21 protein-coding genes are annotated in these 24661 nt (G+C 37.5%); 13 read left to right on the plus strand and 8 right to left on the minus strand.

Annotated elements, in window-relative coordinates:
- Positions 1-12 precede the first annotated feature (12 nt).
- The 5 genes from JP39_RS11555 to JP39_RS11575 all read left to right on the plus strand — a co-directional run bounded on the left by JP39_RS11555 (position 13) and on the right by JP39_RS11575 (position 7289).
- Positions 13-1059 (plus strand): ABC transporter ATP-binding protein, encoded by a 1047-nt coding sequence (locus JP39_RS11555; RefSeq protein ID WP_041500334.1) that lies wholly within the window; start codon positions 13-15, stop codon positions 1057-1059.
- Entirely contained in the window at positions 1059-1985 is a 927-nt protein-coding gene (locus JP39_RS11560) for an ABC transporter ATP-binding protein (protein ID WP_041500336.1), read from the plus strand. The genes JP39_RS11555 and JP39_RS11560 overlap by 1 nt, the downstream gene beginning before the upstream one ends.
- A gap of 2118 nt (positions 1986-4103) precedes the next feature.
- Positions 4104-4616: a DUF1440 domain-containing protein gene (locus tag JP39_RS11565; RefSeq protein ID WP_041500337.1), complete on the plus strand. Its 513-nt coding sequence runs from the start codon at positions 4104-4106 to the stop codon at positions 4614-4616.
- Positions 4617-4631: 15 nt separating this feature from the next.
- Entirely contained in the window at positions 4632-5945 is a 1314-nt protein-coding gene (locus JP39_RS11570) for an MFS transporter (RefSeq protein WP_041500339.1), read from the plus strand.
- A gap of 12 nt (positions 5946-5957) precedes the next feature.
- The gene (locus JP39_RS11575) at positions 5958-7289 is read left to right on the plus strand and encodes a replication-associated recombination protein A (protein ID WP_041500341.1); all 1332 of its coding nucleotides are present in this window, start codon (positions 5958-5960) and stop codon (positions 7287-7289) included.
- Between the two features lie 55 nt (positions 7290-7344).
- On the opposite strand, the gene JP39_RS11580 is transcribed toward JP39_RS11575, so the two are convergent.
- The 3 genes from JP39_RS11580 to JP39_RS11590 form a co-directional block, all read right to left on the minus strand.
- The gene (locus JP39_RS11580) at positions 7345-8004 is read right to left on the minus strand and encodes a ribose-5-phosphate isomerase A (protein ID WP_041500343.1); all 660 of its coding nucleotides are present in this window, start codon (positions 8002-8004) and stop codon (positions 7345-7347) included.
- Positions 8005-9049: 1045 nt separating this feature from the next.
- Positions 9050-9763, minus strand: coding sequence for a C40 family peptidase (locus tag JP39_RS11585; RefSeq protein ID WP_041500344.1), 714 nt, complete (start codon positions 9761-9763; stop codon positions 9050-9052).
- 213 nt (positions 9764-9976) lie between these two features.
- Positions 9977-10534, minus strand: a complete 558-nt coding sequence (locus JP39_RS11590; RefSeq protein ID WP_041500346.1) for a guanylate kinase — start codon at positions 10532-10534, stop codon at positions 9977-9979.
- Between the two features lie 83 nt (positions 10535-10617).
- On the opposite strand from JP39_RS11590, the gene JP39_RS11595 reads away from it, so the two are divergent.
- Positions 10618-10827, plus strand: coding sequence for a hypothetical protein (locus tag JP39_RS11595; RefSeq protein WP_041500347.1), 210 nt, complete (start codon positions 10618-10620; stop codon positions 10825-10827).
- 638 nt (positions 10828-11465) lie between these two features.
- Here JP39_RS11595 and JP39_RS11605 read toward each other — a convergent pair.
- Complete coding sequence (locus JP39_RS11605; RefSeq protein WP_041500349.1) at positions 11466-12092, minus strand: LVIS_2131 family protein; 627 nt, start codon at positions 12090-12092, stop codon at positions 11466-11468.
- Between the two features lie 269 nt (positions 12093-12361).
- On the opposite strand from JP39_RS11605, the gene nrdH reads away from it, so the two are divergent.
- From nrdH to JP39_RS11630, 5 genes are all read left to right on the plus strand, one after another.
- Positions 12362-12592, plus strand: coding sequence for a glutaredoxin-like protein NrdH (nrdH, locus tag JP39_RS11610; RefSeq protein WP_041500351.1), 231 nt, complete (start codon positions 12362-12364; stop codon positions 12590-12592).
- Complete coding sequence (nrdI, locus tag JP39_RS11615) at positions 12592-12966, plus strand: class Ib ribonucleoside-diphosphate reductase assembly flavoprotein NrdI (RefSeq protein WP_041500353.1); 375 nt, start codon at positions 12592-12594, stop codon at positions 12964-12966. The genes nrdH and nrdI overlap by 1 nt, the downstream gene beginning before the upstream one ends.
- Positions 12953-15124 (plus strand): class 1b ribonucleoside-diphosphate reductase subunit alpha, encoded by a 2172-nt coding sequence (gene nrdE / locus JP39_RS11620; RefSeq protein WP_041500375.1) that lies wholly within the window; start codon positions 12953-12955, stop codon positions 15122-15124. The genes nrdI and nrdE overlap by 14 nt, the downstream gene beginning before the upstream one ends.
- Positions 15125-15139: 15 nt before the next feature.
- Positions 15140-16165 (plus strand): class 1b ribonucleoside-diphosphate reductase subunit beta, encoded by a 1026-nt coding sequence (gene nrdF / locus JP39_RS11625; protein ID WP_041500354.1) that lies wholly within the window; start codon positions 15140-15142, stop codon positions 16163-16165.
- A 318-nt stretch (positions 16166-16483) separates the two neighbouring features.
- Complete coding sequence (locus tag JP39_RS11630; RefSeq protein WP_041500355.1) at positions 16484-17269, plus strand: Fic family protein; 786 nt, start codon at positions 16484-16486, stop codon at positions 17267-17269.
- Between the two features lie 88 nt (positions 17270-17357).
- Here the strand turns inward: JP39_RS11630 and JP39_RS11635 are convergent, their stop codons facing one another.
- Positions 17358-17798 (minus strand): MarR family winged helix-turn-helix transcriptional regulator, encoded by a 441-nt coding sequence (locus JP39_RS11635; protein WP_041500357.1) that lies wholly within the window; start codon positions 17796-17798, stop codon positions 17358-17360.
- 254 nt (positions 17799-18052) lie between these two features.
- Here JP39_RS11635 and JP39_RS11640 point away from each other — a divergent pair, with 254 nt between their 5' ends.
- Together JP39_RS11640 and JP39_RS11645 are read left to right on the plus strand one after the other, a co-directional pair.
- On the plus strand, positions 18053-20368 hold the full coding sequence (locus JP39_RS11640; RefSeq protein WP_041500359.1) for an L-type lectin family protein: 2316 nt from the start codon (positions 18053-18055) through the stop codon (positions 20366-20368).
- Between the two features lie 189 nt (positions 20369-20557).
- Positions 20558-22906 (plus strand): L-type lectin family protein, encoded by a 2349-nt coding sequence (locus tag JP39_RS11645; RefSeq protein WP_041500361.1) that lies wholly within the window; start codon positions 20558-20560, stop codon positions 22904-22906.
- 52 nt (positions 22907-22958) lie between these two features.
- On the opposite strand, the gene JP39_RS11650 is transcribed toward JP39_RS11645, so the two are convergent.
- From JP39_RS11650 to JP39_RS11660, 3 genes are read right to left on the minus strand one after another with little or no spacing between them, the layout of a single operon-like run.
- Positions 22959-23342 (minus strand): DUF1634 domain-containing protein, encoded by a 384-nt coding sequence (locus tag JP39_RS11650; RefSeq protein WP_041500363.1) that lies wholly within the window; start codon positions 23340-23342, stop codon positions 22959-22961.
- A complete protein-coding gene (locus JP39_RS11655; RefSeq protein WP_174795704.1) occupies positions 23342-24187 on the minus strand; it encodes a sulfite exporter TauE/SafE family protein in 846 nt (281 codons plus the stop codon). The genes JP39_RS11650 and JP39_RS11655 overlap by 1 nt, the downstream gene beginning before the upstream one ends.
- Positions 24184-24660, minus strand: a complete 477-nt coding sequence (locus JP39_RS11660; RefSeq protein WP_041500365.1) for a hypothetical protein — start codon at positions 24658-24660, stop codon at positions 24184-24186. The genes JP39_RS11655 and JP39_RS11660 overlap by 4 nt, the downstream gene beginning before the upstream one ends.
- Position 24661 lies beyond the last annotated feature (1 nt).

Raw genomic sequence — 24661 nt, forward strand, 5'->3', positions numbered from 1 at the left:
GGAGAAATCGAAATGGATAAAATTCTAGAAGTAAAAGATTTACATGTCGACTTTGATACCTATAACGGTACCGTCCATGCAATTCGTGGTGTTAACTTCCATTTAAACGCCGGTGAAACCTTAGCTATTGTTGGTGAATCTGGTTCTGGTAAGTCCATCACAGTTCGTTCAATCTTACAATTGTTGGCTTCAAATGCCACTATTTCTAAAGGTGAAATCCTCTATCATGGGGACGACCTTTTACAAAAAAGTGAAAAGGAAATGGATAAACTTCGTGGAAACAAAATTTCCATGATTTTCCAAGATCCTATGACTTCACTCGATCCTACAATGACAATTGGGAAACAAGTTGCTGAACCACTTTTGATTCACAACAACGTTTCTAAAAAGGATGCCATGAAGCGTGCTGAAGAAGTACTTCGTTTAGTTGGTATTCCTAATCCAGCTGCCAGAATGAAAGACTACCCTCACCAATTCTCTGGTGGTCAACGTCAACGTATCGTTATTGCGATTGCTATCGTTGATTACCCAGAAATTCTAATCGCCGATGAACCTACAACTGCTTTGGATGTTACTGTTCAAGCTGAAATCATTGACCTTTTGAGAGAATTACAACAAAAAATTGGTACTGCCATCATCTTCATCACCCATGATTTAGGTGTTGTTGCTGGTATTGCTGACCGTGTAGCTGTTATGTACGCTGGTCGTTTCGTTGAATATGGTTCTGTTGAAGATATTTTCTACAATCCTCAACATCCATACACATGGGGACTATTAGATTCAATGCCTACCCTTGATACCAACGAAAATGCCCGTTTGAACTCAATTCCTGGTACACCACCAAACTTATTGAATCCACCAAAGGGTGATGCTTTTGCACCACGTAACACATACGCTATGCAAATTGATGAAGAACAACAACCACCATTCTTTAAAGTTTCAAAGAACCACTACGCCGCTACTTGGTTGCTTCACCCCAATGCACCAAAGGTGACACCACCTGCAGCAATTCTCAATCGTTACAAAAAATTTGAACAGTTAGGAGGCAATGCTAAATAATGGCAGATGAAAGAGAAGTAATCGTATCCGTAAAAAATCTCAAACAATATTTCAACATTGGCAAACCTAACGAAGTCAAAGCTGTCGATGATGTTTCCTTCGATATTTATAAAGGTGAAACCTTTGGACTAGTTGGTGAATCTGGTTCTGGTAAGAGTACTACTGGACGTAGTATTATCAGACTTTACAATCCAACCGATGGTCACATCTTCTTCAATGGCCAAGATATTAGTAAAATCAAAGCGCATGGACCTAAGATGAAAGAATTCCGTCGTGAAATGCAGATGATTTTCCAAGATCCATATGCTTCATTGAATCCCAGAATGAAAGTTAAGGATATTATCGCTGAAGGCCTTGATGTCCACGGTTTGGTTAAGAATGAACAAGAACGTGATGCTAGAGTCCGTGAATTGCTCGACATGGTTAACTTGAACCCTGAACATATGACACGTTACCCTTATGAGTTCTCTGGTGGTCAACGCCAACGTATCGGTATTGCCCGTGCTTTGGCAGTTGATCCACAATTTATTATCGCCGATGAACCTATCTCAGCTCTTGATGTTTCTATCCAAGCGCAAGTTGTCAACTTGATGCAAGATATTCAAAAGAAACAAGGTTTGACTTACCTATTCATCGCCCATGACCTTTCCATGGTTAAATATATCAGTGACCGTATCGCTGTTATGTATCGTGGTAAGATCGTTGAGTTGGCAGATTCCAATGAGATTTACAACAATCCATTGCATGCCTACACTCAAAGTCTCCTATCTGCTATTCCAGTCCCTGATCCAGAGATTGAAAAGCAACGGACAAGAATTGACTTTGATCACAAGAGTCCTTTTAAGGATGATCAAAGATTACAAGAAGTACTACCTGGCCACTTCCTTTATTGCAGCAATGAAGAAGCAGCCACATATAAGAAATAGAACCGTGGCGATGCGTGCAGACATTGCCTGATTCTATTACGTCTGACAAAATCCAAATCCTATACCAAACAAATATTATTTTACATAAGAAAAGAGCTAGCCTTGCGGCTAGCTCTTTTTGTATTTGTCTCTTTCATAAGCTTTTCTTCCTTTTATTTTCATTTTGAAATTCTTCTATATATCGGGGGGGAGGGGATATATTTTGAAAAAATCGATTGGTTTTTAAATTTTAATTATCCTTTTAAAATGGTGCCTTCATAGTCATTTGAGTCACCTCTTCGTTTCTTGACTATGGTTATATAATAGCTGGAAAATATGAAGTAATCGTTTGGAAAGTTAGAAAGAAATAGTAAATAAATGTGAAGAAAGAATGTTGTTCTGATTGTTCACTGCCGCCAAGGGTTTAGAGGGAAATAAGCCTGCTGTGGGACCGGCTCGAGCCGAAGTGCGGTCTCGACCCTCGATTTTGAACTTCGAGAAGACCACTCGAATTTCAAAATACGTCCCGTGGAGTAAGAGCTAAAGCTCTAACTCCACTTTCACTGCTGGCTTTTTCCCTCTAAACCTTTGGCTATATTATTTTTTTGAAATTGATACTTTTGCTATATGTATTGAACTCACTTTTAATTCTTAGTTTAAAGATCAAAAGATTAGAACGTGGATACTCTGATTCCAGATTGAACCAGTCCATAATTCCGTATTTAATAATGAACTGATAAAAAATGACAATCCAGTAAAAATAACCTAGCTTTCTGGTGCATTTGATTTCACCCGTTGTGAAAGTGGATTTGAGACTTTAGTTCTTACCCCACTGGACGAGCTTTGAGACGCAATTTTTGGCTCAAACTGGTCCCAGAACGGTCGAAAATGGCGGCTAGCTCAAATAAAAAAAGCCTACATCCAGTAGACTTTTTATTTTTTGGATATTTACGGGGAATAAATATCGAATTGTTTTTAGGAAATTAACTTTATATCTATAGGGGGGAGATATTAAAGTTTCATTTATATGTTTTATAAGGGGATTAAACTTTTTAAAAATAGATTATTTATATAGGGGTTTATTTCTATTCATGTTGTGTGAGTTATTTAAGAAATTAATTTTTACGGGGTTTTTCCAATTTCATCAGGTCACTTCTTTCAAAGTAGATTCTTCTATATCTTTTTAAGGGGGGAGATATAATTTTTAATTTTTGTTTATAAGGGATTTCAATATTTTAAGGGGATTAAATTAATTCATGTTATTCATTTTGGAAATCGATTGTTTGTACATCCGGTCACCTCTTTGTTCCTTTGTTATTTGACTATGGTTATATAATAACGGGAAATTATGAATATATAGTTGCCAAAGTACGAAGGAATTGATAACAATGTATGAAGAATTTATGACTTTGCCGTCTCCAGAGAGGCGTAAGTATTCACCTGCTATGCGGACCGGGCCGAGCCACAGTGCGGTCTCGACCCTCGGTTTGAAGCCTTACCAAAGCCCGGTAAGTCTCCAAACTCGCCCGGTGGTGTAATGGCTAAAGCCATAACGCCACACCCACAGCGGGTGAATACTTACGCCTCTCTTCCAACTCTTTTTTTATCTGTTACCTTACTGGCTATATTCAAATTATTTGGAGCTTCCATCAACCATCTTTAATTCCTAACTAAAAAGCAATTATTTTATGCCCTTAAAAATTACTGTCCATTTGAATCTATCTCCCACAATATCCCCCCTTTCTTCTTTCAAAATCACTAACCTCAAATATCCCTTACATATCAAGGGCTTCGTCTCTTCTCGGGAATTACTAACTATTGAAATATCATCTATTTTTATCACCAAAAATAAACTAGCCTCCGCTTGCCAGTGATTTCAACCGCTGTGAAAGTGGAGTTAGAGCTTTAGCTCTAACTCCACAGGACGACTTTTGAGATTCGCGTACCTTGCGAAGCTCAAAATCGAGGGTCGAGACCGCCCTTTGGCTCGAGCCGGTCCCAGAGCGGTTGAAAATCACTGGCAAGCGGAGGCGGCATATATCCAACCAACCACCCCAAGACGTATTACCTGAATTACATTTAATTCTGATTTATACTTTAATTAATAAATTTGATAAAAAAGAATGAGGGGATTTGTTTATGAAATTAACTAAAGATCAAAAGGTCGATCTTAAAGCTGCTATTATCGCTGGAACGGCCGCTGGTATTATCTCTGGCTTTGTTAAATTGGGCTGGGAGAATGTCTTGCCTCCACGTACTCCTGAACGTGATGCTGTTAACCCTCCACAGACTTTGATGGAACAAGCGGGGATTCCTACCAAAATTACTCGTGGAACTTACACTTACTCTGATCACCAAATGCCTTGGGCTAGTTTTTTGATGCACTTTGGCTTTTCAACTTCATTTGCAATCATTTATGAAGTACTCTCAGAATACTCACCATTTATCAGAAAAGGCTCTGGTGCCATCTTTGGCCTTGCTATCTGGGTAGCTTTCCATATTGGAATTATGCCTATGATGAAGACTGTCCCTTCAGCAAAGGATCAACCTACTGAAGAACATATTTCTGAAGCTCTCGGTCATATCGCTTGGATGTGGACAAACGATATTGTTGGACGTGAACTTTATCGTCGTTTAACTACGCAAAAATAGATCTGTTCATAAAATATGAATAGATGGAAAACATCTTTAACTGAACGAATCAGTTATGGATTAAGCGATGCGGCAGACAATCTAGTCTTCCAAATGATGACTACTTATCTGCTTTTTTTCTACACTGACGTTTTCGGACTGACCGCTAATGAAGTGGCAATTCTCTTCGTTGTAGCCCGTACAGCTGACGTTTTTGAAAGTTTACTTATTGGAGTTATGATCGACAACACTCACTCTAAATGGGGTAAAAGTCGACCATTTTTCTTGTGGTATTCATTCCCTTACGTTATCTTCGCTATCCTAACTTTCGTTACTCCTAATTTCCTACCACACTCCGGGAAATTAATCTGGGCCTACGTCACTTACTTGGGTCTAGGCTTCTTCTACACTGCAGTTAACTTACCAATCACATCAATCTTGCCAACTATGACTGACAACGAGCAGGAAACCACCCTATTAGGCGTTATCAGACAGTTCTTCGGTAGCTCTGTCCAAATTATCGTGGCAGTCTTTACCATCCCTCTAGTAAGCTTATTTGGTAAGGGTGATCAACAAAAAGGTTTCTTAGGAACGATTATTCTCTTCGGATTCATTTCACTATTTTTGATTCTTAATACTTTCTTCCATGTTCGTGAACGTTATACGAATAAAGAAATCAGTCATCAGCCGCTTTCTTCCGTTTGGAAAATGTTACGGGCAAATAAACCTTGGATCGTTATTTCCATTGTTATCTTCCTGTATTGGCTCACCACTTCTATTAAGAATCAGACAACTATCTACTATTTCAAATATATTATTCACAATGAAGCACTCGTTTCACTAGCAAATAGTTTCACGCTGACGGCTTTAATCGGTGTGGTCGCAATCTATTTTGTTTCCGCTAAACTTGGTAAAAAGAATACGATGCTACTAGGCATTATCGTTGCTTTTATTGGCCAATTAATCATCACCTTCGCAGCTTATACAGAAAACTTACCTATTCTATTTACTGGTATCTTTATCAACTGTATCGGTGGCGGATTTATCATTGGACTCGTTTCCATCATGATTGCGGACACGATTCGCTACGGTACTGCCATGGGTATTCAAGCTGAAGGTGTCCTTGCTTCAACCGACGACTTCGGCGTTAACTTAGGACTGGGATTAGGTGGTTTAATTACCGCTGAATCTCTCCAAATATCCGGCTATGTTTCGAATAAAACTCAGACAGCACAAACTATTGCCGCTATTAATTTAAATTACGCATTAATTCCTTTAGTTTTATACGTCATCATGTTTTTAATTCTTTTGGGATATAATGAGACTAAGATTCAACAAGCCATTTCTTAAAGAAGGTTAAAAATGCAACAAGAATCACTTTTCGCAAGTCAAAATAAAGACGACAATTCACCTCTAGCCAATCGGGTTCGTCCCAAAACGCTAGAGGATTTTGTCGGTCAGCAACATTTAATCGGTGACAATAAAATTCTCCGTGACATCATTGATCAGGATAATATCCCCTCATTAATTTTTTGGGGACCTCCCGGGGTTGGTAAAACTACTCTCGCAGAAATTATTGCCAAGAAAACTGAAGCCAATTTCATCACCTTTAGTGCTGTCACTAGCGGTATCAATGATATTAAAAAAGTCATGAAAGAAGCTGAAATGAATCGTGAAATGGGACAAAAGACAATTGTCTTCATTGATGAAATCCATCGGTTCAATAAAGCCCAACAGGACGCTTTTTTGCCATTCGTTGAAAAAGGCAGCATCACCTTAATTGGAGCAACTACAGAGAATCCATCATTTGAAATCAATTCCGCTCTGTTATCACGTTGTAAAGTCTTTGTACTCAAATCTTTAACCACTGCCGACTTAGTCCAGTTACTACAAAATACGTTAAAGAATCCCAAAGTCTTTCCAAAATTAAAAGTTGAACTCGATTCCGATACTTTGGAATTAATCGCTGCTTATGCCAATGGTGATGCTCGAGTAGCCTTGAATACGCTAGAAATGGCCGTTATCAACTCTGAAACCAAGGACAAAGTTGCTTCAGTTAAAGCTGACGACGTCCGCCAATTGTTGAATACTAAGTCGCTTCGTTACGATAAAAATGGTGAAGAACATTACAACATCATCTCGGCTTTACACAAATCCATGCGTAACAGTGATACCGATTCAGCTATCTATTGGGTTATGCGTATGCTCGATGGCGGTGAAGATCCACTCTATATCGCCCGTCGGCTAGTCAGATTTGCCAGTGAAGACATCGGTTTGGCAGACACTAACGCTTTAAACGTGGCCATCAATGCCTTCCAAGCTTGCCAATTCCTAGGAATGCCTGAATGTAACGTTCATTTGGTAGAAACTGTGATCTATTTATCAGTCGCACCTAAATCAAATGCCGTTTATAAATCAGTTTTAGCCGCTGAAAAAGATATTAAGAAATATGGTAACTTGCCAGTTCCATTGCAGATTAGAAATGTACCAACTAAGCTAATGAAGAATCTCGGTTATGGTAAAGATTATGAATTAGCCCACAACTATCAAGACAAATTAACAACCATGCAAACTGTTCCTGATGAAATCAAGGATAGTCAATATTACCACCCTACCGAACAAGGTAAGGAGCGACTATTCAAGCAACGTTTGGAATATGTCAAACAATGGCACCAAGAACACGATGATAAATAACAAAAAACGACCAAGTAATCAAATTTACAGATTACTTGGTCGTTTTTTGTTCAAATTATAAATCTTCTTTTTTAATATGTTTTACATTATCGCCGCTTGCTAAAAGAGCATCAGTCACAACATCTTTAAAATATGATGTTCCCAAAACTCCTGCCATTACTGCTAATTTACTATTAATCGAGTCAATTTCGGACCAATCTTTAAAATGACAGTCAACTAAGCCATTGCCATTAGGTGTTCGTACCATTCCAGCCATATCTTGAGATTGACGAACTTCTGCTTCTCCACCCAACTGAGAAACTGTATCTATAACTTGTGGGATAGCCATTTCTAGCACTTCCAACGTCAATTGCACATCAGGATTCAATGCTTCAGCAAATCGCTCCTGTGGCGCCATAATAACGTATCGGTCAGCCAAATTAGCATATAAGCGTTCCAAAGTATGGATGCCACCGCCACTTTTCAAAACATTCAGGTTTTGGTCGATACTATCGCAACCGTCAAAGGCTAAATCAAATTTCGTTACTTGTTCCAAAGGTACAACCGGAATATTCAATTCCAGACAAAGCTTTCGAGTTTGTTCTGAAGGACTAGCCACTTTAATTGTTGATGCATCCAAAGCGTGAATCAAGCGTCCTACCGTGCGACCGCCACCAAAACTAACAGTCATACCAGGCTTGATCATTGTTAAAGCCGATTCGATTAATTTTTCCATGTTTACATCCTCGTAAGAAATATATTTTGCATGCATTTAATTCAACACTTATTCTATCAAAAATTCTGCAGCAAAAAAGCCTGCTAATAAGCAGGCCATCATGATATTCAATAGTAGGATAAATATCAACTTCTTTCTTTTGAAGATTAACTACGGGGGAATAGTAATCTTGAATTTAACTTCTTTATCTATTAGGGGGAGATATCTGAAGTTTAAGTTTATTTATAGGAGATTAAATTTTTATTCGTATATATATGTTTTAAGGGGGTTATTTCTATTCATTAATTGTTTTCAATAATTGTTTTTTAAAGGGTTTGTTCTATTTGAAGCTTTATCTAATCATCCGTTCACCTCTTCCTCTATTTGACTATGTTTAAATAATAACGTTTAAATACGAATAAATTTATAACAAAATATGAAGAATTGGTGAATTATTTTCCGTCTCCAGAGCTAAGAAGTATTCATCTGCTATGCGGACCGGGCCGAGCCAAGGTCTCGTCCCTCGGTTTGAAGGCTTTCCAAAGACCGGAAAGTCTCCAAACTCGCCCGGTGGTGTAAGAGCTAAAGCTCTAACGCCACACCCACAGCGGGTGAATACTTCTTAGCTCTTCCGTCTCTTTTGTTACTGCAGTGGATATGAAATAGTCTGTATATCTTATCAAATTGATTAAATCCTCTGATCTTCCTAGCTTTTATAGGAATTCAAAGATATATAGAAACACCTCTAAATTCCATCATATATATCGAAGAAAATAGAAGAGCAAAATTCTTTTTAAAACCCTAGCTTCCGGTTTCCAGTTATGGAGGCTGCTGTGGAAGTGGAGTTAGGACGAGCGTTCTTCTCGTTCTTACTCCACAGGACGACTTTTGAGACGCGGTTTTCGGCTCAAAATCGAGGGTCGAGACCGCACTTCGGCTCGAGCCGGTCCCATAGCTGAACTCCATAACTGGAAACCGGAAGTGGCATCCTTCAATAACATACAAAAAAAGGACTGCCCTTTCTTTCGGACAGTCCAACGTGAATGATTTTAATTTTGAATGTGTATTATAGAACTTTAACAGCGAATGAAGGCATGAAGTAGCCTGAGATTGTTGAAATCTTAACTGATTCGCCTGGTTGTGGTGCGGCGATGTATTGGTTGTTACCTAAGTAGATACCTACGTGGTAAGTTGAACCTTTGCCACCCCAGAATAATAGATCTCCAGCTGATGCTTGAGAAACTGCTTCTTGTGTACCGGCACTTTCTTGAGCTACTGTATATGAACCAATGCTCTTACCAGTTGCTTGTTGGTATACGTATGATGTGAAACCTGAACAGTCGAAACCTGAAGGTGTCTTACCACCCCATACATATGGTGTACCGATATATTTCTTAGCAGTATTTACAACACTGTCAGAAGTTGAAGCTTTGTCTGATGATGAAGCTGATTCTGTAACAGCAGCCATATCAGTAACGTCACTAGCGTTAACCCATTCACTTGCGCCTACTAGGTACCATGTGTTTCCTTGATCGTCTTTAACAGCTTGACCAACGGCCCAGGCTGTATTAGCTTGCAATGCACGGCCAGAACTCTTGCCATTTGATGATGGTGTTGTGTAAAGTGCTGACATTGTCTTTGTACGTACAGCAGAAGGTGCATCAGATAGAACTTGTGAAGCAGCCTTTGTTGTAGAAGCATTTGATAGGCCTAAACCTGTAACTGCTAAAGCGGCAGCAGCTGTAAATGAAATAAGACTCTTTTTAACGTTAGTATTCAAAATTGAAATCCCCCGTAATGGTTTGTTTTTTTTATTTTTTAAGTTTTTCTTAATTATTAATTTCTTATCACTCAACGTTGACTATAATACGCTCTGAATATTGCAGAAATGTTACAGCAATTGTATAAGAATGTTACACTTTGTTGTTCACAAAGTAATAAAGCTGTAACCACATACATATCAGTGGTTACAGCTTTATTGTGAAAAACTCATTTACTTGATTTTTTCGATATTCAGTATTTTGTTAACGCTTTCCTTAGTTATTTCTATGTTATTATTAGTAATTTTATAACATTTACCCCTTAATTCACTCGGAATATTCAAATCTCGATGGAATTCGTCACTATTAATTCGCGCCTTTAATCGATTAATATCATCCCCGCGACCAGCCAAACGTTTCGTCACAGTATCCAAATCTACTTCAAGAAAAATGACGACTGCCTGATTGCCATACTTCTCTTTATAGGAAATTGCACCTTTAGTATCGACCACAATACTGGCCGCATCATACTTTTCCCAAGTTTTATTGAGACTTTCTTCAGAAGATCCATACCAATTGCCACTAAATTCGACTCTTTCGAGATAATGATTCTTCAAAAAGCTATCTTTCGTCTCAAAATGATAGTCTATGCCGTCTTTTTCGCCCACACGTGGTAATCTAGTAGTATGAGTTATGACACTCGGTATATGATAGGTATCTTGCAAATATTTACTAATTGTTGTTTTCCCAGTTCCACTTGCTCCAGTGATAACAATAATTTTTTTATCCATTATAGGACTCCTATGTTTGAAATATTTCTTCTACTATATTATTATACTAGTCTGTTAAGTAATTAATCCGAGGAGAATTAGATATGAAAATAGAAGACTTAAAAGTTGGCACTGTTTACGATTGCTCCGTTGATGAAGATATGGATTACCCATTCCAAGGAAAAGTTGAGAAAGTTTACGAGCACTCAGCTTTGATGGAGATTGTTAAGAATGATCCTAAGGACAATACTAATAAAACGGAATTAAATAACAAGATTGTTGTAAGTATCAAGAAAATCAAAAAAGCTAAATAATTAATCTCATAAAAAGAAGCCGGTCATTAAGTTGATCAGCTTCTTTTTTTTACTCTTCGTTATATTAGTCTGCCGTTTCCAGAGCTGAGAGTATTCATCTGTTGCGCGGCACGGTCCGAGCCAAAGTGCGGTCTCGGGCCTCGGTTGAAGACTTTCCAAAAATCGGAAAGTCTCCAACACGTCCGGTGGTGTAATTGCTAAAGCAATAACGCCACTTTCGCTACGGATAAATACTCTCAGCTCTTCCAACTAATTTAATTTTTTAATTTAAAAACATCCCTTAATTTGCGGCTAGATTTTTTTGATTATGGTTTAATTATTTACATCATTGATGTAATGAATAGAGAAGACAATTATCAGACTCTCTGAACCATCCGTATTCAATTAAATATCGAATAATCGGATTCCTACCTTCAATTACACATCAATAAACTAAAACCCTAGCCTCCGGTCGTCAGTGATTTTTGCCTGCCATGGAGGTGGCGTTATTGCTTTAGCAATTACACCACGGGACGAGCTTGGAGACTTGCGGTTTTTGCAAGTCCTCAAATCGAGGTTCGAGACCGCCCTTTGGCTCGGACCGGTCCCCATAGCGGCAAAAAATCACTGACGGCCGGGGCGGCCGCCTTTACAAACATCTATTTTTCAACATTAATAAATGAACGTGCAGGAACTCGTAATACTCGATATTCCATTGCATAACGGTTAGCTTTTAGACCTAAGCCGTTGATGAAGTTGTTCTTATACTTGGCACGAACGGTAATAACGTATGCGTCTTGATACTTACTATCGGCCTTCTTGATTTTCTTCATTGGCCAATCCAAATGCATGCCTGATACGGTGAATGGCAATGTTGCATCTGAGATTGTGGCATTTCGACTGGAAACTGTGAATGTCGAATTATTGATCCAATATTGGTAGACATCTGTTGCGGTATTGGATTCTTTCTTATCGATCTTGACGTAATATCCTTGACCATCATTGGTTGTCTGCACAATCATCGGATCGTACTTATATGAAACGGCGACTTCACTTTTATCAGTCAAATCAACTTTTGTAAACAAACTCGTGTACAACATACCACTGACAGCAAAAATAACGACCAGGATTTCAACAAAGTCCATCAAAATCGTTGCTCCAGTAATTTTTCCCTTTTTAACTACTAAAATTTTTAAATGGCGATTTCTAATATTAAATACTACAAAGATTAATAGCGCGATGACAATAATCCATGCAATAATTCCCACAAAATTCCAAGAACTCATAGTTTTCTCCCAACTAAAATTGATTGTTTTACACACTTCATAACTCTATAATAGTCATTACGCTAATTTTACCACGAATCGAAAAATTATTTGAAATTGAGATGCGAAACGCTAAAAAATGTGTGGGTACACACGTTTGCCGACTTTTTATAATGGTAGCATAACCACGCTATATCGTGTGTTCACCGTTATGTCGAATACAATATATTGTGTTTCGTATTTCAAATGATTATACTAATTGAGAATAGCACTTGAGAGGAAGTAATAACATGAACAACACAATCGTATATAGTAAAAATAACTGCATGCAATGCAAAATGACTAAGAGATATCTTAAAGAACACAACGTTCCTTTTGAAGAAAGAAACATCAATCAAGACCCTGAATTTTTAGCCACTCTTAAACAACAGGGATTCCAAAGTGTTCCTGTCGTAATGAACTCAGCTATGGACCCAATCGTCGGTTTCCGTCCAGATAGCCTAAAGGAGCTCGTGGACTAATGAAAGAGCTAGCTTATTATTCAATTACAGGTCAAACAAAGCGTTTTGTTAATAAGCTGGGAATAGATGGATATGAAATTACCGATGCCGATCCGTTTTATCAAATGGGTCGGCCATTTATTCTTATTGTGCCTGCTTATGACGACGATATGATGGACCCTGTAATCGATTTTCTCCAATATGAAGACAATGCCAAGAACTGTGTCGGTGTCGCCGGTGGTGGCAATCGTAACTTCAATACGCTCTACAATCATACGGCTAAGGATATCGCCGCTGGTTTAAATGTGCCCGTTGTCTTCCAATTTGAATTCAATGGTACCCAAAAAGATGTCGAAAACTTTCAGAAAGTAGTGAATGAAATTGGGATTAAATAACCTCGATGCAACTAAGCTTAGTTATTTCAAATTAAATAACGAAATCAACATCCCCGTAGATGGCAAAATTCCACTAAACAAGGATAAAGAAGCTGTTGCAGCCTTCTTTGCCGAAAATGTGAAACCTAATACGATGAAGTTTGATACTTTCCAAGACCACCTAGATTACCTAATCAAAGGTGACTTCATCGAAAAATCAGTTATCGATAAGTACTCAGTTGAATTTATCGAAAATCTTTACCAATACTTGTTGGATCAACATTTTGAGTTCCAATCATTTATGGCAGCCTATAAGTTTTACAATCAATATGCCCTAAAGACTAACGATGGTAACTATTATCTTGAAAATTATGAGATGAGAATTCTTTTTAATGCCCTTTTATATGCCAATGGCGACCAAGATCTCGCAAAGAGTTTGGCAACTGAGATGATTGCTCAGCGTTATCAACCCGCTACACCGTCATTTTTAAATGCTGGTCGTAAGCGCCGTGGTGAATACGTTTCTTGTTTCTTACTACAAGTTACTGACGATATGAACAGTATCGGTCGAACAATCAACAGTGCCTTACAACTATCACGTATCGGTGGTGGTGTTGGTATTACCCTATCGAACTTGCGTGAGTCAGGTTCTCCTATTAAAGGTGTCGACAATTCATCATCCGGTGTTTTGCCCGTTATGAAGTTATTGGAAGACAGTTTCAGTTACAGTAACCAACTCGGTCAAAGACAAGGTGCTGGTGCCGTTTATTTGAACGTTTTCCATCCTGATATTATTGAGTTTCTATCTGCTAAAAAAGAAAACGCTGACGAAAAGGTTCGTGTTAAGACTCTTTCACTCGGCGTTATCGTACCTGATAAATATTATGAATTAGTTCGCAACAACGAACCGATGTATCTCTTCAGCCCTTATTCAGTTGAGCGCGTCTATGGCAAACCATTCTCATATATCGACATCACTAAAGAATATGACAACCTGGTTAAAGACGACCGCATTAAGAAATATAAAATTGATGCGCGTGAGCTTGAAGATGAAATTAGTAAACTTCAACAAGAATCTGGTTACCCATACGTCCTAAATATCGACACCGTTAACCGTACAAATCCTATCGACGGTAAGATTATCATGAGTAATCTTTGTACTGAAATTCAACAAGTCCAAATCCCTTCTGAATTAAATGATGCTCAAGAATATACTAAATTGGGAACAGATGTCAGCTGTAACCTTGGTTCAACTAACATCTTGAATATGATGCAAAGTCCTGACTTCGGTCAATCGATTCGTTCAATGACTAGAGCTTTGACATTTGTCAGTGATGCTTCAAATATCACATCTGTTCCACCAGTTGCTAATGGTAACAAGATGAGCCATGCCATCGGATTGGGCGCTATGGGATTACATACCTTTTTAGCTTGCCATCATCTCGAATATGGCTCACCAGAAGCAATTGAGTTCATCAACGTTTACTTCATGTTGCTAAATTACTGGACTTTAGTTGAAAGTAACAACATTGCTAAAGAACGTCATGAAACTTTCGCTAACTTTGACAAATCTAAATACGCTGACGGAACTTACTTCGATAAATATGTCGAAAATAACTACGCTCCAAAATTAGATAACGTTAAAGAACTCTTCGCCGGTATCTTTATTCCTGAAGAAAAAGACTGGGCTGCATTAAAAGACAGCGTTATGACGGATGGTATCTATAACGCCTACCGTATGGCAGTTGCCCCTACTGGCTCAATTTCTTACATCAATAACACTAGTGCCAGTTTGCAACCCGTTACACGTCTAGTTGAAGAGAGACAAGAAAAGAAGAACGGTAAGTTATACTTCCCAGCTCCTTTCTTGAGTAACGATACAATCAAATATTACAAGTCAGCCTATGACACCGATATGCGTAAAGTTATCGATACATACGCTTCAGCCCAAGAACACATCGATCAAGGTATGAGTTTGACCCTATTCATGCGTTCCGAAATCCCAGCAGGACTATATGAATGGAAAGCTGCTGACGATACTAAACAGACAACACGTGACCTAAGTATTTTGCGTAACTACGCTTACTACAAGGGTATCAAGTCACTTTATTATGTGAGAACATTTACCGAGAACAATGATGAAATCGGCAGTAACGAGTGTGAAAGCTGCTCAATCTAGGAGGAATTTTTTATAATGGTTGATACATATTACAAATCAATGAACTGGAATAAACTTGAAGACCAAATCGACAAGGAAACTTGGGAAAAGTTAACTTCTCAATTTTGGTTGGATACTAGAATCCCTCTTTCAAACGATTTAGACGATTGGCGCACCTTGAATTCCGCTGAACATACCGTTGTCGGACACGTCTTTGGTGGTTTAACACTCTTAGATACATTACAGTCACAAGATGGTATCCAAGCAATGTTAAAGGACACTCGTACTCAAGCCGAAACTGCCGTTTTCAATAACATTGAATTTATGGAATCAGTTCATGCCAAGAGTTACTCATCAATCTTCAGTACTTTAAACAGTGCCGAAGAAATTGAGGAAATTTTCGACTGGACTGATCACAACGAATATCTTCAAAAGAAAGCTAAGTTTATCAACGATATTTATCAAAATGGTGAACCATTGCAGAAAAAAGTTGCCAGTGTCTTTCTAGAAAGCTTCTTATTCTATTCTGGTTTCTACACACCACTTTACTATCTTGGTAACAACAAATTAGCTAACGTTGCAGAAATCATCAAGTTGATCATTCGTGACGAATCGGTCCACGGAACTTATATCGGTTATAAATTCCAACTCGGTTTTAACGAATTGAGCGATGATAAAAAGGCTGAATTGAAAGACTGGATGTACGATTTGCTCTATACTCTCTATGATAATGAAGAGAAATATACTCGTGAATTGTACAAAGAGGTTGGTTGGGTCGATGAAGTTCTAGTATTCCTTCGTTATAACGCTAACAAAGCATTGATGAACCTCGGTCAAGAGCCACTATTTCCAGATGGCAATGCCGAAGATGTCAATCCTATCGTTATGAACGGTATCTCGACTGGTACAAGTAATCATGATTTCTTCTCACAAGTTGGTAATGGTTATTTGATGGGTAAAGTTGAAGCCATGCGAGATTCTGATTACGATATTGGGCGTACTGGCGACAATAAGACACCTGATGGTAATTCATTGTTTGATAAGGTTAAAAAATTAAAATAACAAAAAGATGAGAGTGTGACAAAACATGGTCAGCTTTCGAGCATTAAGGCAAACAAGACTAGTAATCCGATTTTGGATTGCTAGTCTTGTTTGCCTTAAGCGGAAAAAGCTATGTTTTGTTGCACGTTTATGCTGCATATTTAAGATAAAAATAGTTATGTCACAGAACCATCTTTTTTACCAATATGTAAATTGTGCAGTTAAAGATAAATTCGAATATAATGTTGATAAAGAGAAATATTTGTAATAGTTTATCAACTAGCACCATGCATATTGGACTCAATTATTAAAAACTGACTGATTAAGGAGTGACGTTAAATGGACAATACAAAATTAGCACGATTTATAACCTCACTGGGAAGTTTAAATGATTATGGCAGTACTGTCGCTCAGACTAAAAAAGCGTTGGATGCAAAATCTAGTGCGCCACTCGAACAGAATAATCATGATGTCGCAATATTTGAGGATGCAATAAGTGGTATTGAAGCCATTAAAAAGATTGGCTTTAGCGTTGATGGTATTATCGCAGTAAATAAGAATTTTGATTCACCTGATGACGAAGAGCCCAACATTCCAGGACATTTAAGAAATGCTATGTGGAATGAAGCTGCTCGTATTGTCGTCACGACTGATTCTAGAGCTCGTCAATCCGATAATTATTTTCCACCTGAAATAGTCACTCAATCTGATTTGAGTAAAATAGTGGAAGAATACAAAAACTCATTGAAGGCCGAAAAAGATGCTTGGCGGGTATTTGCAAGTATATCTAAGCTACAGCCGTTTCAAGATGGCAACAAAAGAACAGCCTTAATCTCAGCCAATGCTGCTTATGAAGCATGGGAAAATGAAAATTATTTAGTACTGCCTTTCAGTGATTTAGATCGAGCAGACTTTACAATCCAATTAATGCGTTATTACAAGGCTGACAGTAAATCAGAAGAAAACAAATATCTTGACCGTATGATAGACATTCTACCTTCTGCTAAAGAACGTGAAACTAAACTGAGAGCCCCATTATCCCCAGAAGAGATAAACAAAGAAAAGTTGGCAACAACTTATAAAGTTAAACCACAATTTCGAAACGAAAATAACAAAAATTTCTAAGACATCCCGATAACGGTTTGAATCTAGGCGCATAAAAAAGCTGTTGAACTTGATTAATTCAAGTCCAACAGCTTTTTTAATTGATATTTTACTTAGTAATATTACCGTACAACTTTTTAGTGAGATCTTCTAAACTGTCCCATTCTTCTTTGGTGAAACCACTTTTACTAACTAATGATTGTGGCAAGTCTTTCAATGCTTCACGTTTCTTGAGACCATCTTCAGTCAAATAAACGTTAACAACTCGCTCATCTTCTTTACTTCGCTGACGAACTACTAAATTTTCATGTTCAAGGCGTTTCAATAATGGTGTTAAGGTACCAGAATCAAGTGACAATAATTCACCCATCTGTTTGACCGATAATTCTTTATACTGATACAGCGCTACAAGTACTAGGTATTGTGGATATGTTATGCCATTAGCGCTCAATCCGTCGTGATACAACTTTTGAATGGCACGCGATGTTGCGTAAAGCGAGAAACACAAATGATCGTCCAAAGGCAGGGGCTGACTCGTATCTACAAACATATTGTTGCCTCCTTTAATACCGTATTTACCATGTATTCTATGCTTTTTAAACTCAATTGTAAATTATTCTATTTTGCACAACCCAACAATGCCATAGCATCTAATTATAATATTAGTTATTATATGTACTGACATTTTATTATATTAATTATATAAAAATACAATGGATTTTTACTCTTATCTTACGTGTACTAAGTGTATATATTTGATACACTCACTTTATGGAAGGAATTTGTGCGCGTAAGGGGAACTATATGAGCAAGTTAAACGTTTTCAAAAGGATAGTATTTATTGTATTCGGGATATTTTCATTAATCCTTAATTATCCCGTTACTTTGGTTCACGCTGCCGATGCTAATGCGGACTTTCAAAATGCCTTGGCAACGACACCTAAAGGTTTAAAGTGGAAAGATGATGACTTTACCGTAGCTGATTTTGCCAAAGCCTATGCAAATAGAATAGCAAACGGTACAAACCAAGGAAATAACAGTAATAATTTGGTTGACCAAAACGCCAGCCGCGTCAATAATGCCAAGATTACTCAATCGACCAATCCCAATACTCCTAATACAAGTGTCATTCAAATGACCAATGCAAAATGGCAGACTGGGGCTGTTTGGAGCAACTTAGCCAATGATAATTACTTCGATACCACACATGAACAAACCGCTTCAATGTGGCTTTATTTGGGAAAAATTACTGGAGTTCAGCCCGCTGATGGTATGGCTTTTGTCCTTCATAACGATCCCAACGGTGGCGATGCCATTGCACTTTCAGCCAACGGAACCCCAGTTAACGGACAATCATTAGGTGTCTGGGGAGCTGATTGGAATACTGCAAATCCATATTCTGAAAATTTATCGAGAACAGCCATTCAAAATAGTTGGGCGTTGGAATTTGACACTTTTACCAATTTTGAAAATAGTAATATCACTGGTGAAGGTAATACTTTCGATTATGATATACCCAATCTTCAACGTCAGGATCAACACATCTCTGCCGGCTATCCCGCTTTATCATCCACATATACAAATGGTAAAAGTAATCGTGGTAAAAATTACTTCATAATGAACCATAATTCTCAGACCAACGTTTTTTCTTCTTACAATATTCCACCAACTAATCTGGTAGATAGCAAGTGGCACCACGTCACCATTAAGTGGACTCCCAGTACCGAATATACCGGCACACTATCATATGCGTATAACGATAAAGATCCCAATACAGGGGCACCTTTGACCAATAGCGTTACGAGTAAATATCCGATTGACTTGACTAAACTAGGCATCACTAAAGATAATAAAAAACTATATTGGGGCTTCACCGGTTCGACTGGTAATAACTATGAAAATAATTTGATAGTCTTTGAATCGATTCCGTCATTCGTTGATGCTGAAGCAAAATCAGCCGTATACGACGATTCCCAAGGTGGAACTCAAGTTACCAGCAGCAGTACCCTAGTTGATCCAAATTCGGACATCCGTTATACCTATTCTCTAAATTACAAAGGTTGGACTAAAACTTGGAATGACATCAATGCTTTAATGAAAGTGCCTGACAATATTACTTTCACAAGTGGAACTGTAACCTATCCAAATTCACCAACTAATAAAAATCCTCGTCCAATTCCAGCAGAAGTTTTTCAAAATGTAACAAATAATCAATTACAATACTTACTTCCCGAAGGTTTAGATTCCAACAGTCGTAATGCTCAAATTGAATTAAAGGGTCATACTATTGCCAGAGCGCCAACGCAACTGACGGTTCCTTCGGTTCATACATCATTTGAAGGTGACAATTTAATTACCGGAACCGATACTCAGGCTTTCAAAATTAGGTCGCGACTGTTGAGTTTGGAAAGTTCATCCCCTAACCCAATCACTTTAAAACCAAATGAAGGCACGACTGTCCCCGGTAAAGTTTCCTATATCGGTAGTGGAACAACGCCAAGTTTCAGTACGATGAACGTTTATCAAACTTTGAATGGAACCAAGACCAATCTTGGTAGAATCGTAGACCCAAGCGGCAATTTTACTATGCCAATCAGTGCTAATCAACTGAATAAAATCAGCACTCTATCTTTCTATGTAACGGACACATTGGGCAACACAAGTAACACTGTCTCCCGACAAATCAACGTTGGTGGGCTGCTAACTTTTGGTACCGTGCAAGATACGGTTCATTTCAAACCAACAAACGGCTCATTTGAAAATAAAATCATCCCTCGTTTAGATAATTGGCAAATCGATGTCATCGATAGTCGTGAAAAAGGCAGCAACTGGACCGTTCAGGCGAATGCTTCAAATATGTTTTTGAATAATGATCCAAAATATCCATTAAAGGGTAATCTGATTTATCGTGACAATTCTGGTATTGACCACAATCTATTCAACAATACCATCAGTGTAGCCAGTCATACCAAGGATATTGACGATACACAAACTAAGAACATCACCGATACTTGGACAACTGACAGCGGCGTTTTACTATCAATGGAAAAGGGAAATCAGGATGGTAACTATCAGGGTGAACTCCAATGGATTCTGTTAGATGCCCTTCCTAATATATAATTTGAAAAAGTCACTGAATATGTCATTCAGTGACTTTTTTTGATTACAGGAATAATTATTTAATATTTAATCGCTTATTTCATTTATATAAAAATACAATGGCCTTTCGCCTTTCATATGCAGTTAGAAAATCTGGGATTTGTTATGATTTTTCTGTAAATAAATTTGTTGAGGATGAAAGAGGCATTTATGAAATGGCTTAGGCTTTTAAAAGTATTATTATTACTTTGTTTCGGATTTTTGATATCACTTAATAGTTATCAATTAGTGAAAGCTGATGAAGCAAACACTACCAATAGTGATTTTGAATATGCTCTTTCAAGTGCTCCTAAAGGATTACATTGGAATGATGATGATTTCATTATTGCTAACTTTTCAACTGCATATAATAACCGTGTACTTAACGGAACAAACATCGGAAACCATAGTAATAAAACAGTTTTAAGTAAGAATCCCAGTAGACGGAACAATGCTAAAATTATTCCATCTACTAATCCTAAACATCCGGATACGAGTATCATTCAAATGACCAATGCAGAACATCAAACTGGTGCCGTTTGGAGTAATATGTCAAAAGATAACTATTTTGATCTTGATCATGAACAAACAGCCTCCATGTGGATATATTTTGGAAGAACAACCAATATACCCGCAGATGGTATGGCCTTTGTTCTACAAAACGATCCCAACAGAGAAAACTCAATTGCACTTTCAGCTGACGGGGTACCTGTTAATGGGCAATCTATGGGAGTCTGGGGAGCTGATTGGGATATCAACAATGAATGTCCAAATAAATTATCACAAACTGCAATTCAAAATAGTTGGGCTTTAGAGTTTGATACCTTTGCAAACATAAGCATCGGTGATGATGATGACCATAAATTAACAGGGGAAGGTACTGCTTTTGATTATTATATTACCCATAATCACATTATGGGTAACTATCCCGCTGATTCCTCTACGTACAAACATTATACGAACAGGTCTAATAAAAATTATTTTAGATTATCACATAATCAAACTAATACTCGGTTTCCTCCAAATAACACTTCTTTTGTGGATAGTAAATGGCACCATATTACTATTAAATGGAAACCGAATAGTAATGACAATACAAAGGGAGAACTAACATATATTTACAATGACAAAAATCCCACTACTGGTAAACCTTCGAAAGGATATACTATTTCTAACTCTCAAGAAATAGATACTACCAAATTTGGATTAACTAATGGCAATAAAAAACTATACTGGGGTTTTACTGGGTCAACTGGTGACTATTCTGAAAATAATTTAATAGTTTTCGAATCTTTACCTTCATTCGTAGATGCTAAAGTTGATTCTACAATCTATGATAATTCAAAAGGAATACAAATCGATGACACTCATAATATTGTTGATTCAAATTCTGATATTACGTATTCTTTCTCCTTAAATTATAAAGGATGGGAAAAAGACTGGAATAAAATTAACGCTAGTTTAAAAATCCCAGAGCACGTTACATTTACAAGTGGTACCGTGACTTATCCAAACTCGCCAATTAATACATCAACTCGCCAAATTCCTGCTGACTATTTTAAAGATAATACAAATAGGACCTTTCAATACCACCTTCCAGAGAAACTAGATTCCAACAGTAGAGATGCTAAAATAGAGCTTCATGGTAAAGTGGATAGAATAAATTCCGGTGAAACAAACGTACCAGTTCCATCGGTTCATGCTTCTTTTGAGGGTGATAATCTTATCACCGGTACCGAAACTCCATCATTTAGTATTGAGCCATTACAATTAACATTGGACAGTTTCTCACCTAACCCGATAATACTAAAATATAATCAGGACACCACGATTGATGGACAAATAACTTGTAGAGGATTGGATGCTGACTACAACCAAATGAAAGTTCATTTAGTTTTAATAGATAGTGCTGATTTGACAAATCCAAAACGAATTATAATTGATAAACCTATACGAATCGATCCTAGTGGTAAATTCACTTTTGGTATCGACGCTTCAATATTGAAACAAATTAATAATTCAAATTTCGGAAATTTAGAATTTTATGTCACTTACGGTGATTTGACAAGCAATCATATCAATCGTCAGCTTTCCATAGGTGGATTATTAGCCTTTGGAAAAGTTCAAACTGAAGTTAATTTTCAAACGACTATTGGCTTTTTGGGGGAACAAATAGTTCCTCGATCAGGAAACTGGCAAGTTGAGGTTAATGATAGCAGAAAAAAAGGTAGTCCTTGGAAAGTAACTGCCGAATCAGAAAGCTTAACTCATAATAATCAGAAAACAATTCTTAAAGGCAACATGTTCTATCGCGATCCTAAAAAAAAGAATTCGGATAAAAATATTCAGGGTAACCCAACTATTGTTGCTAGTCATATCAAAGATGTCGACACACCAGAAAAAACGAATATTACTAATACTTGGGATTCAAACAGCGGAATCTTGCTGGCCATGCAAAGCGATAATCTCATTGGAACCTACAATGGTAAAATTTATTGGGCCCTATCAGATTCTATATAAGAAAAAGGCGTTACGCGAAAAACCTTCGCGTAACGCCTTCATTTTTTCATCATTAACTACGATAACCCAAGAACATCGCAAACATCAGAATAACCATAACAATTGATGTAATAACAACATACAAGGTATCGTGCTCCTTATAAAACGCATAGATTGAAACAACAACACGTAACACCGGTGTCAATATCAATAAGAATACGCCCAACATTATAACGGCGTATGACTTACCCTCTGCTATTCCAGCAAAGATTGACGAGAAACGCTGTGGGAAATCAACCATTGAATGGCCATTTCTGATAACGGTTGGATAACCAGCGCCATTCATAAAGTACAATCCCATACCGATTAGTATAACGATAGCAGACGTTATAACGCCGATACGTAAGATTTGACCGATGATTAACTCAACTTTTCGAGTTTCTTCATGTGATTGCATTAGATATTCACCCCAAATCCTTTAAGAGCCATTTGTATTCCCATGTATAAAATAATGGGAACAAAGATCATTCTAATAACTCGAGGTTTCAATACTTGCATCAATCTAGCTCCGATTGTTGCACCAACCAAAACACCAATTGCTAAAGGTGCAGCGATGTCGGGACGGATTGAGCCGTTAAAGAAATACACTGTAGCACTAGCTGCAGCAGTAACACCCATCATCAAATTACTTGTTGCACTTGATGGTTTCAAAGGCATTTTCATAATTGTATCCATAGCGATAACTTTAAAAGCACCACTACCGATACCCAACAAACCACTGGCCAAACCAGCAGCCCACATCATTATGAATCCACCGGGAACATTTTTCATTGAATAATCAATTTGTTTTTGTTCAGCTTTATCGTAATAAGTACTGGCTAATTTGAATTTCTCAACAATTTCGCCAGTCTCGGTATAAACGACTTCACCTTTTTTATCGAATAACTTACGGATCATATTGTATGAAGAATACAGTAAAAAGAATCCAAATAAGACGTATAAGAAATTACTTGAGAACATCCCTACTAACAGAGCCCCCATGATGGCACCGACCGTTGTAGCAATCTCCAAAAACATAGCCACCCGCAGGTTTAGCATATCGTCCTTTAAATAAGCGATTGTCGAACCGGAACTCGTTGCAATAACTGAGATGATACTAGCACCAATTGCATACTTGATATCTAACCCCATCATGATAGTTAGCACCGGAGTAATAATCATTCCGCCACCAATCCCCAAAATTGCACCAAGAACTCCAGCTCCCACACCCATTACTAGGAGTAGTAGCATTGAATTCATTATTTATCCTCTTTTTCTACTTCCTCTTTCTTAGCAAAATTCTCGACGGAAGTTTCATAGTTACTTTTCATTATATCCATTGTGTGTTTTATTTCATCATTTTTCAAGCTATTTTCTGAAATTAAATCAATGTGAAATTTGGATGCATTTAAGTAATCGCAACTTGTCGAAAGATAAATTTTTGTTTCTACTTCGGCGTCATCATCGAAGAAATGAGTGACTTTCTTAGCATCTGCAAAGGGTAAATTGATTACTCCTGTTTCTAAATAAAAATCAATTTCGAACTCAGCATCAGCCACATGGATCATAACTTGTGAAAGTTTATTATCGGTAACGTCTTTTTCAAGTTGTTCCTTAGCTTTATTTAGTGACCAAAGGTCTTCTTGAAGTAAATCATCCTTACTAATTTCCAAACTAGTTTGGTTAAATTCACCTGCTTGAACGTTCTCCATAAAATCAGCAATCTTAATTTTCATA

This window comes from Companilactobacillus heilongjiangensis, from assembly GCF_000831645.3.
In the GTDB taxonomy this organism is placed as follows: Bacteria; Bacillota; Bacilli; order Lactobacillales; family Lactobacillaceae; genus Companilactobacillus; species Companilactobacillus heilongjiangensis.

What these genes read in the sequence shown, in the direction of transcription:
- JP39_RS11555 (WP_041500334.1), top strand. Translation starts at nt 13, where the DNA reads ATGGATAAAATTCTAGAAGTAAAAGATTTACATGTCGACTTTGATACC.
- JP39_RS11560 (WP_041500336.1), top strand. Translation starts at nt 1,059, where the DNA reads ATGGCAGATGAAAGAGAAGTAATCGTATCCGTAAAAAATCTCAAACAA.
- JP39_RS11565 (WP_041500337.1), top strand. Translation starts at nt 4,104, where the DNA reads ATGAAATTAACTAAAGATCAAAAGGTCGATCTTAAAGCTGCTATTATC.
- JP39_RS11570 (WP_041500339.1), top strand. Translation starts at nt 4,632, where the DNA reads ATGAATAGATGGAAAACATCTTTAACTGAACGAATCAGTTATGGATTA.
- JP39_RS11575 (WP_041500341.1), top strand. Translation starts at nt 5,958, where the DNA reads ATGCAACAAGAATCACTTTTCGCAAGTCAAAATAAAGACGACAATTCA.
- JP39_RS11580 (WP_041500343.1), bottom strand. Translation starts at nt 8,004, where the DNA reads ATGGAAAAATTAATCGAATCGGCTTTAACAATGATCAAGCCTGGTATG.
- JP39_RS11590 (WP_041500346.1), bottom strand. Translation starts at nt 10,534, where the DNA reads ATGGATAAAAAAATTATTGTTATCACTGGAGCAAGTGGAACTGGGAAA.
- JP39_RS11595 (WP_041500347.1), top strand. Translation starts at nt 10,618, where the DNA reads ATGAAAATAGAAGACTTAAAAGTTGGCACTGTTTACGATTGCTCCGTT.
- JP39_RS11605 (WP_041500349.1), bottom strand. Translation starts at nt 12,092, where the DNA reads ATGAGTTCTTGGAATTTTGTGGGAATTATTGCATGGATTATTGTCATC.
- nrdH (WP_041500351.1), top strand. Translation starts at nt 12,362, where the DNA reads ATGAACAACACAATCGTATATAGTAAAAATAACTGCATGCAATGCAAA.
- nrdI (WP_041500353.1), top strand. Translation starts at nt 12,592, where the DNA reads ATGAAAGAGCTAGCTTATTATTCAATTACAGGTCAAACAAAGCGTTTT.
- nrdF (WP_041500354.1), top strand. Translation starts at nt 15,140, where the DNA reads ATGGTTGATACATATTACAAATCAATGAACTGGAATAAACTTGAAGAC.
- JP39_RS11630 (WP_041500355.1), top strand. Translation starts at nt 16,484, where the DNA reads ATGGACAATACAAAATTAGCACGATTTATAACCTCACTGGGAAGTTTA.
- JP39_RS11635 (WP_041500357.1), bottom strand. Translation starts at nt 17,798, where the DNA reads ATGTTTGTAGATACGAGTCAGCCCCTGCCTTTGGACGATCATTTGTGT.
- JP39_RS11640 (WP_041500359.1), top strand. Translation starts at nt 18,053, where the DNA reads ATGAGCAAGTTAAACGTTTTCAAAAGGATAGTATTTATTGTATTCGGG.
- JP39_RS11645 (WP_041500361.1), top strand. Translation starts at nt 20,558, where the DNA reads ATGAAATGGCTTAGGCTTTTAAAAGTATTATTATTACTTTGTTTCGGA.
- JP39_RS11650 (WP_041500363.1), bottom strand. Translation starts at nt 23,342, where the DNA reads ATGCAATCACATGAAGAAACTCGAAAAGTTGAGTTAATCATCGGTCAA.
- JP39_RS11660 (WP_041500365.1), bottom strand. Translation starts at nt 24,660, where the DNA reads ATGAAAATTAAGATTGCTGATTTTATGGAGAACGTTCAAGCAGGTGAA.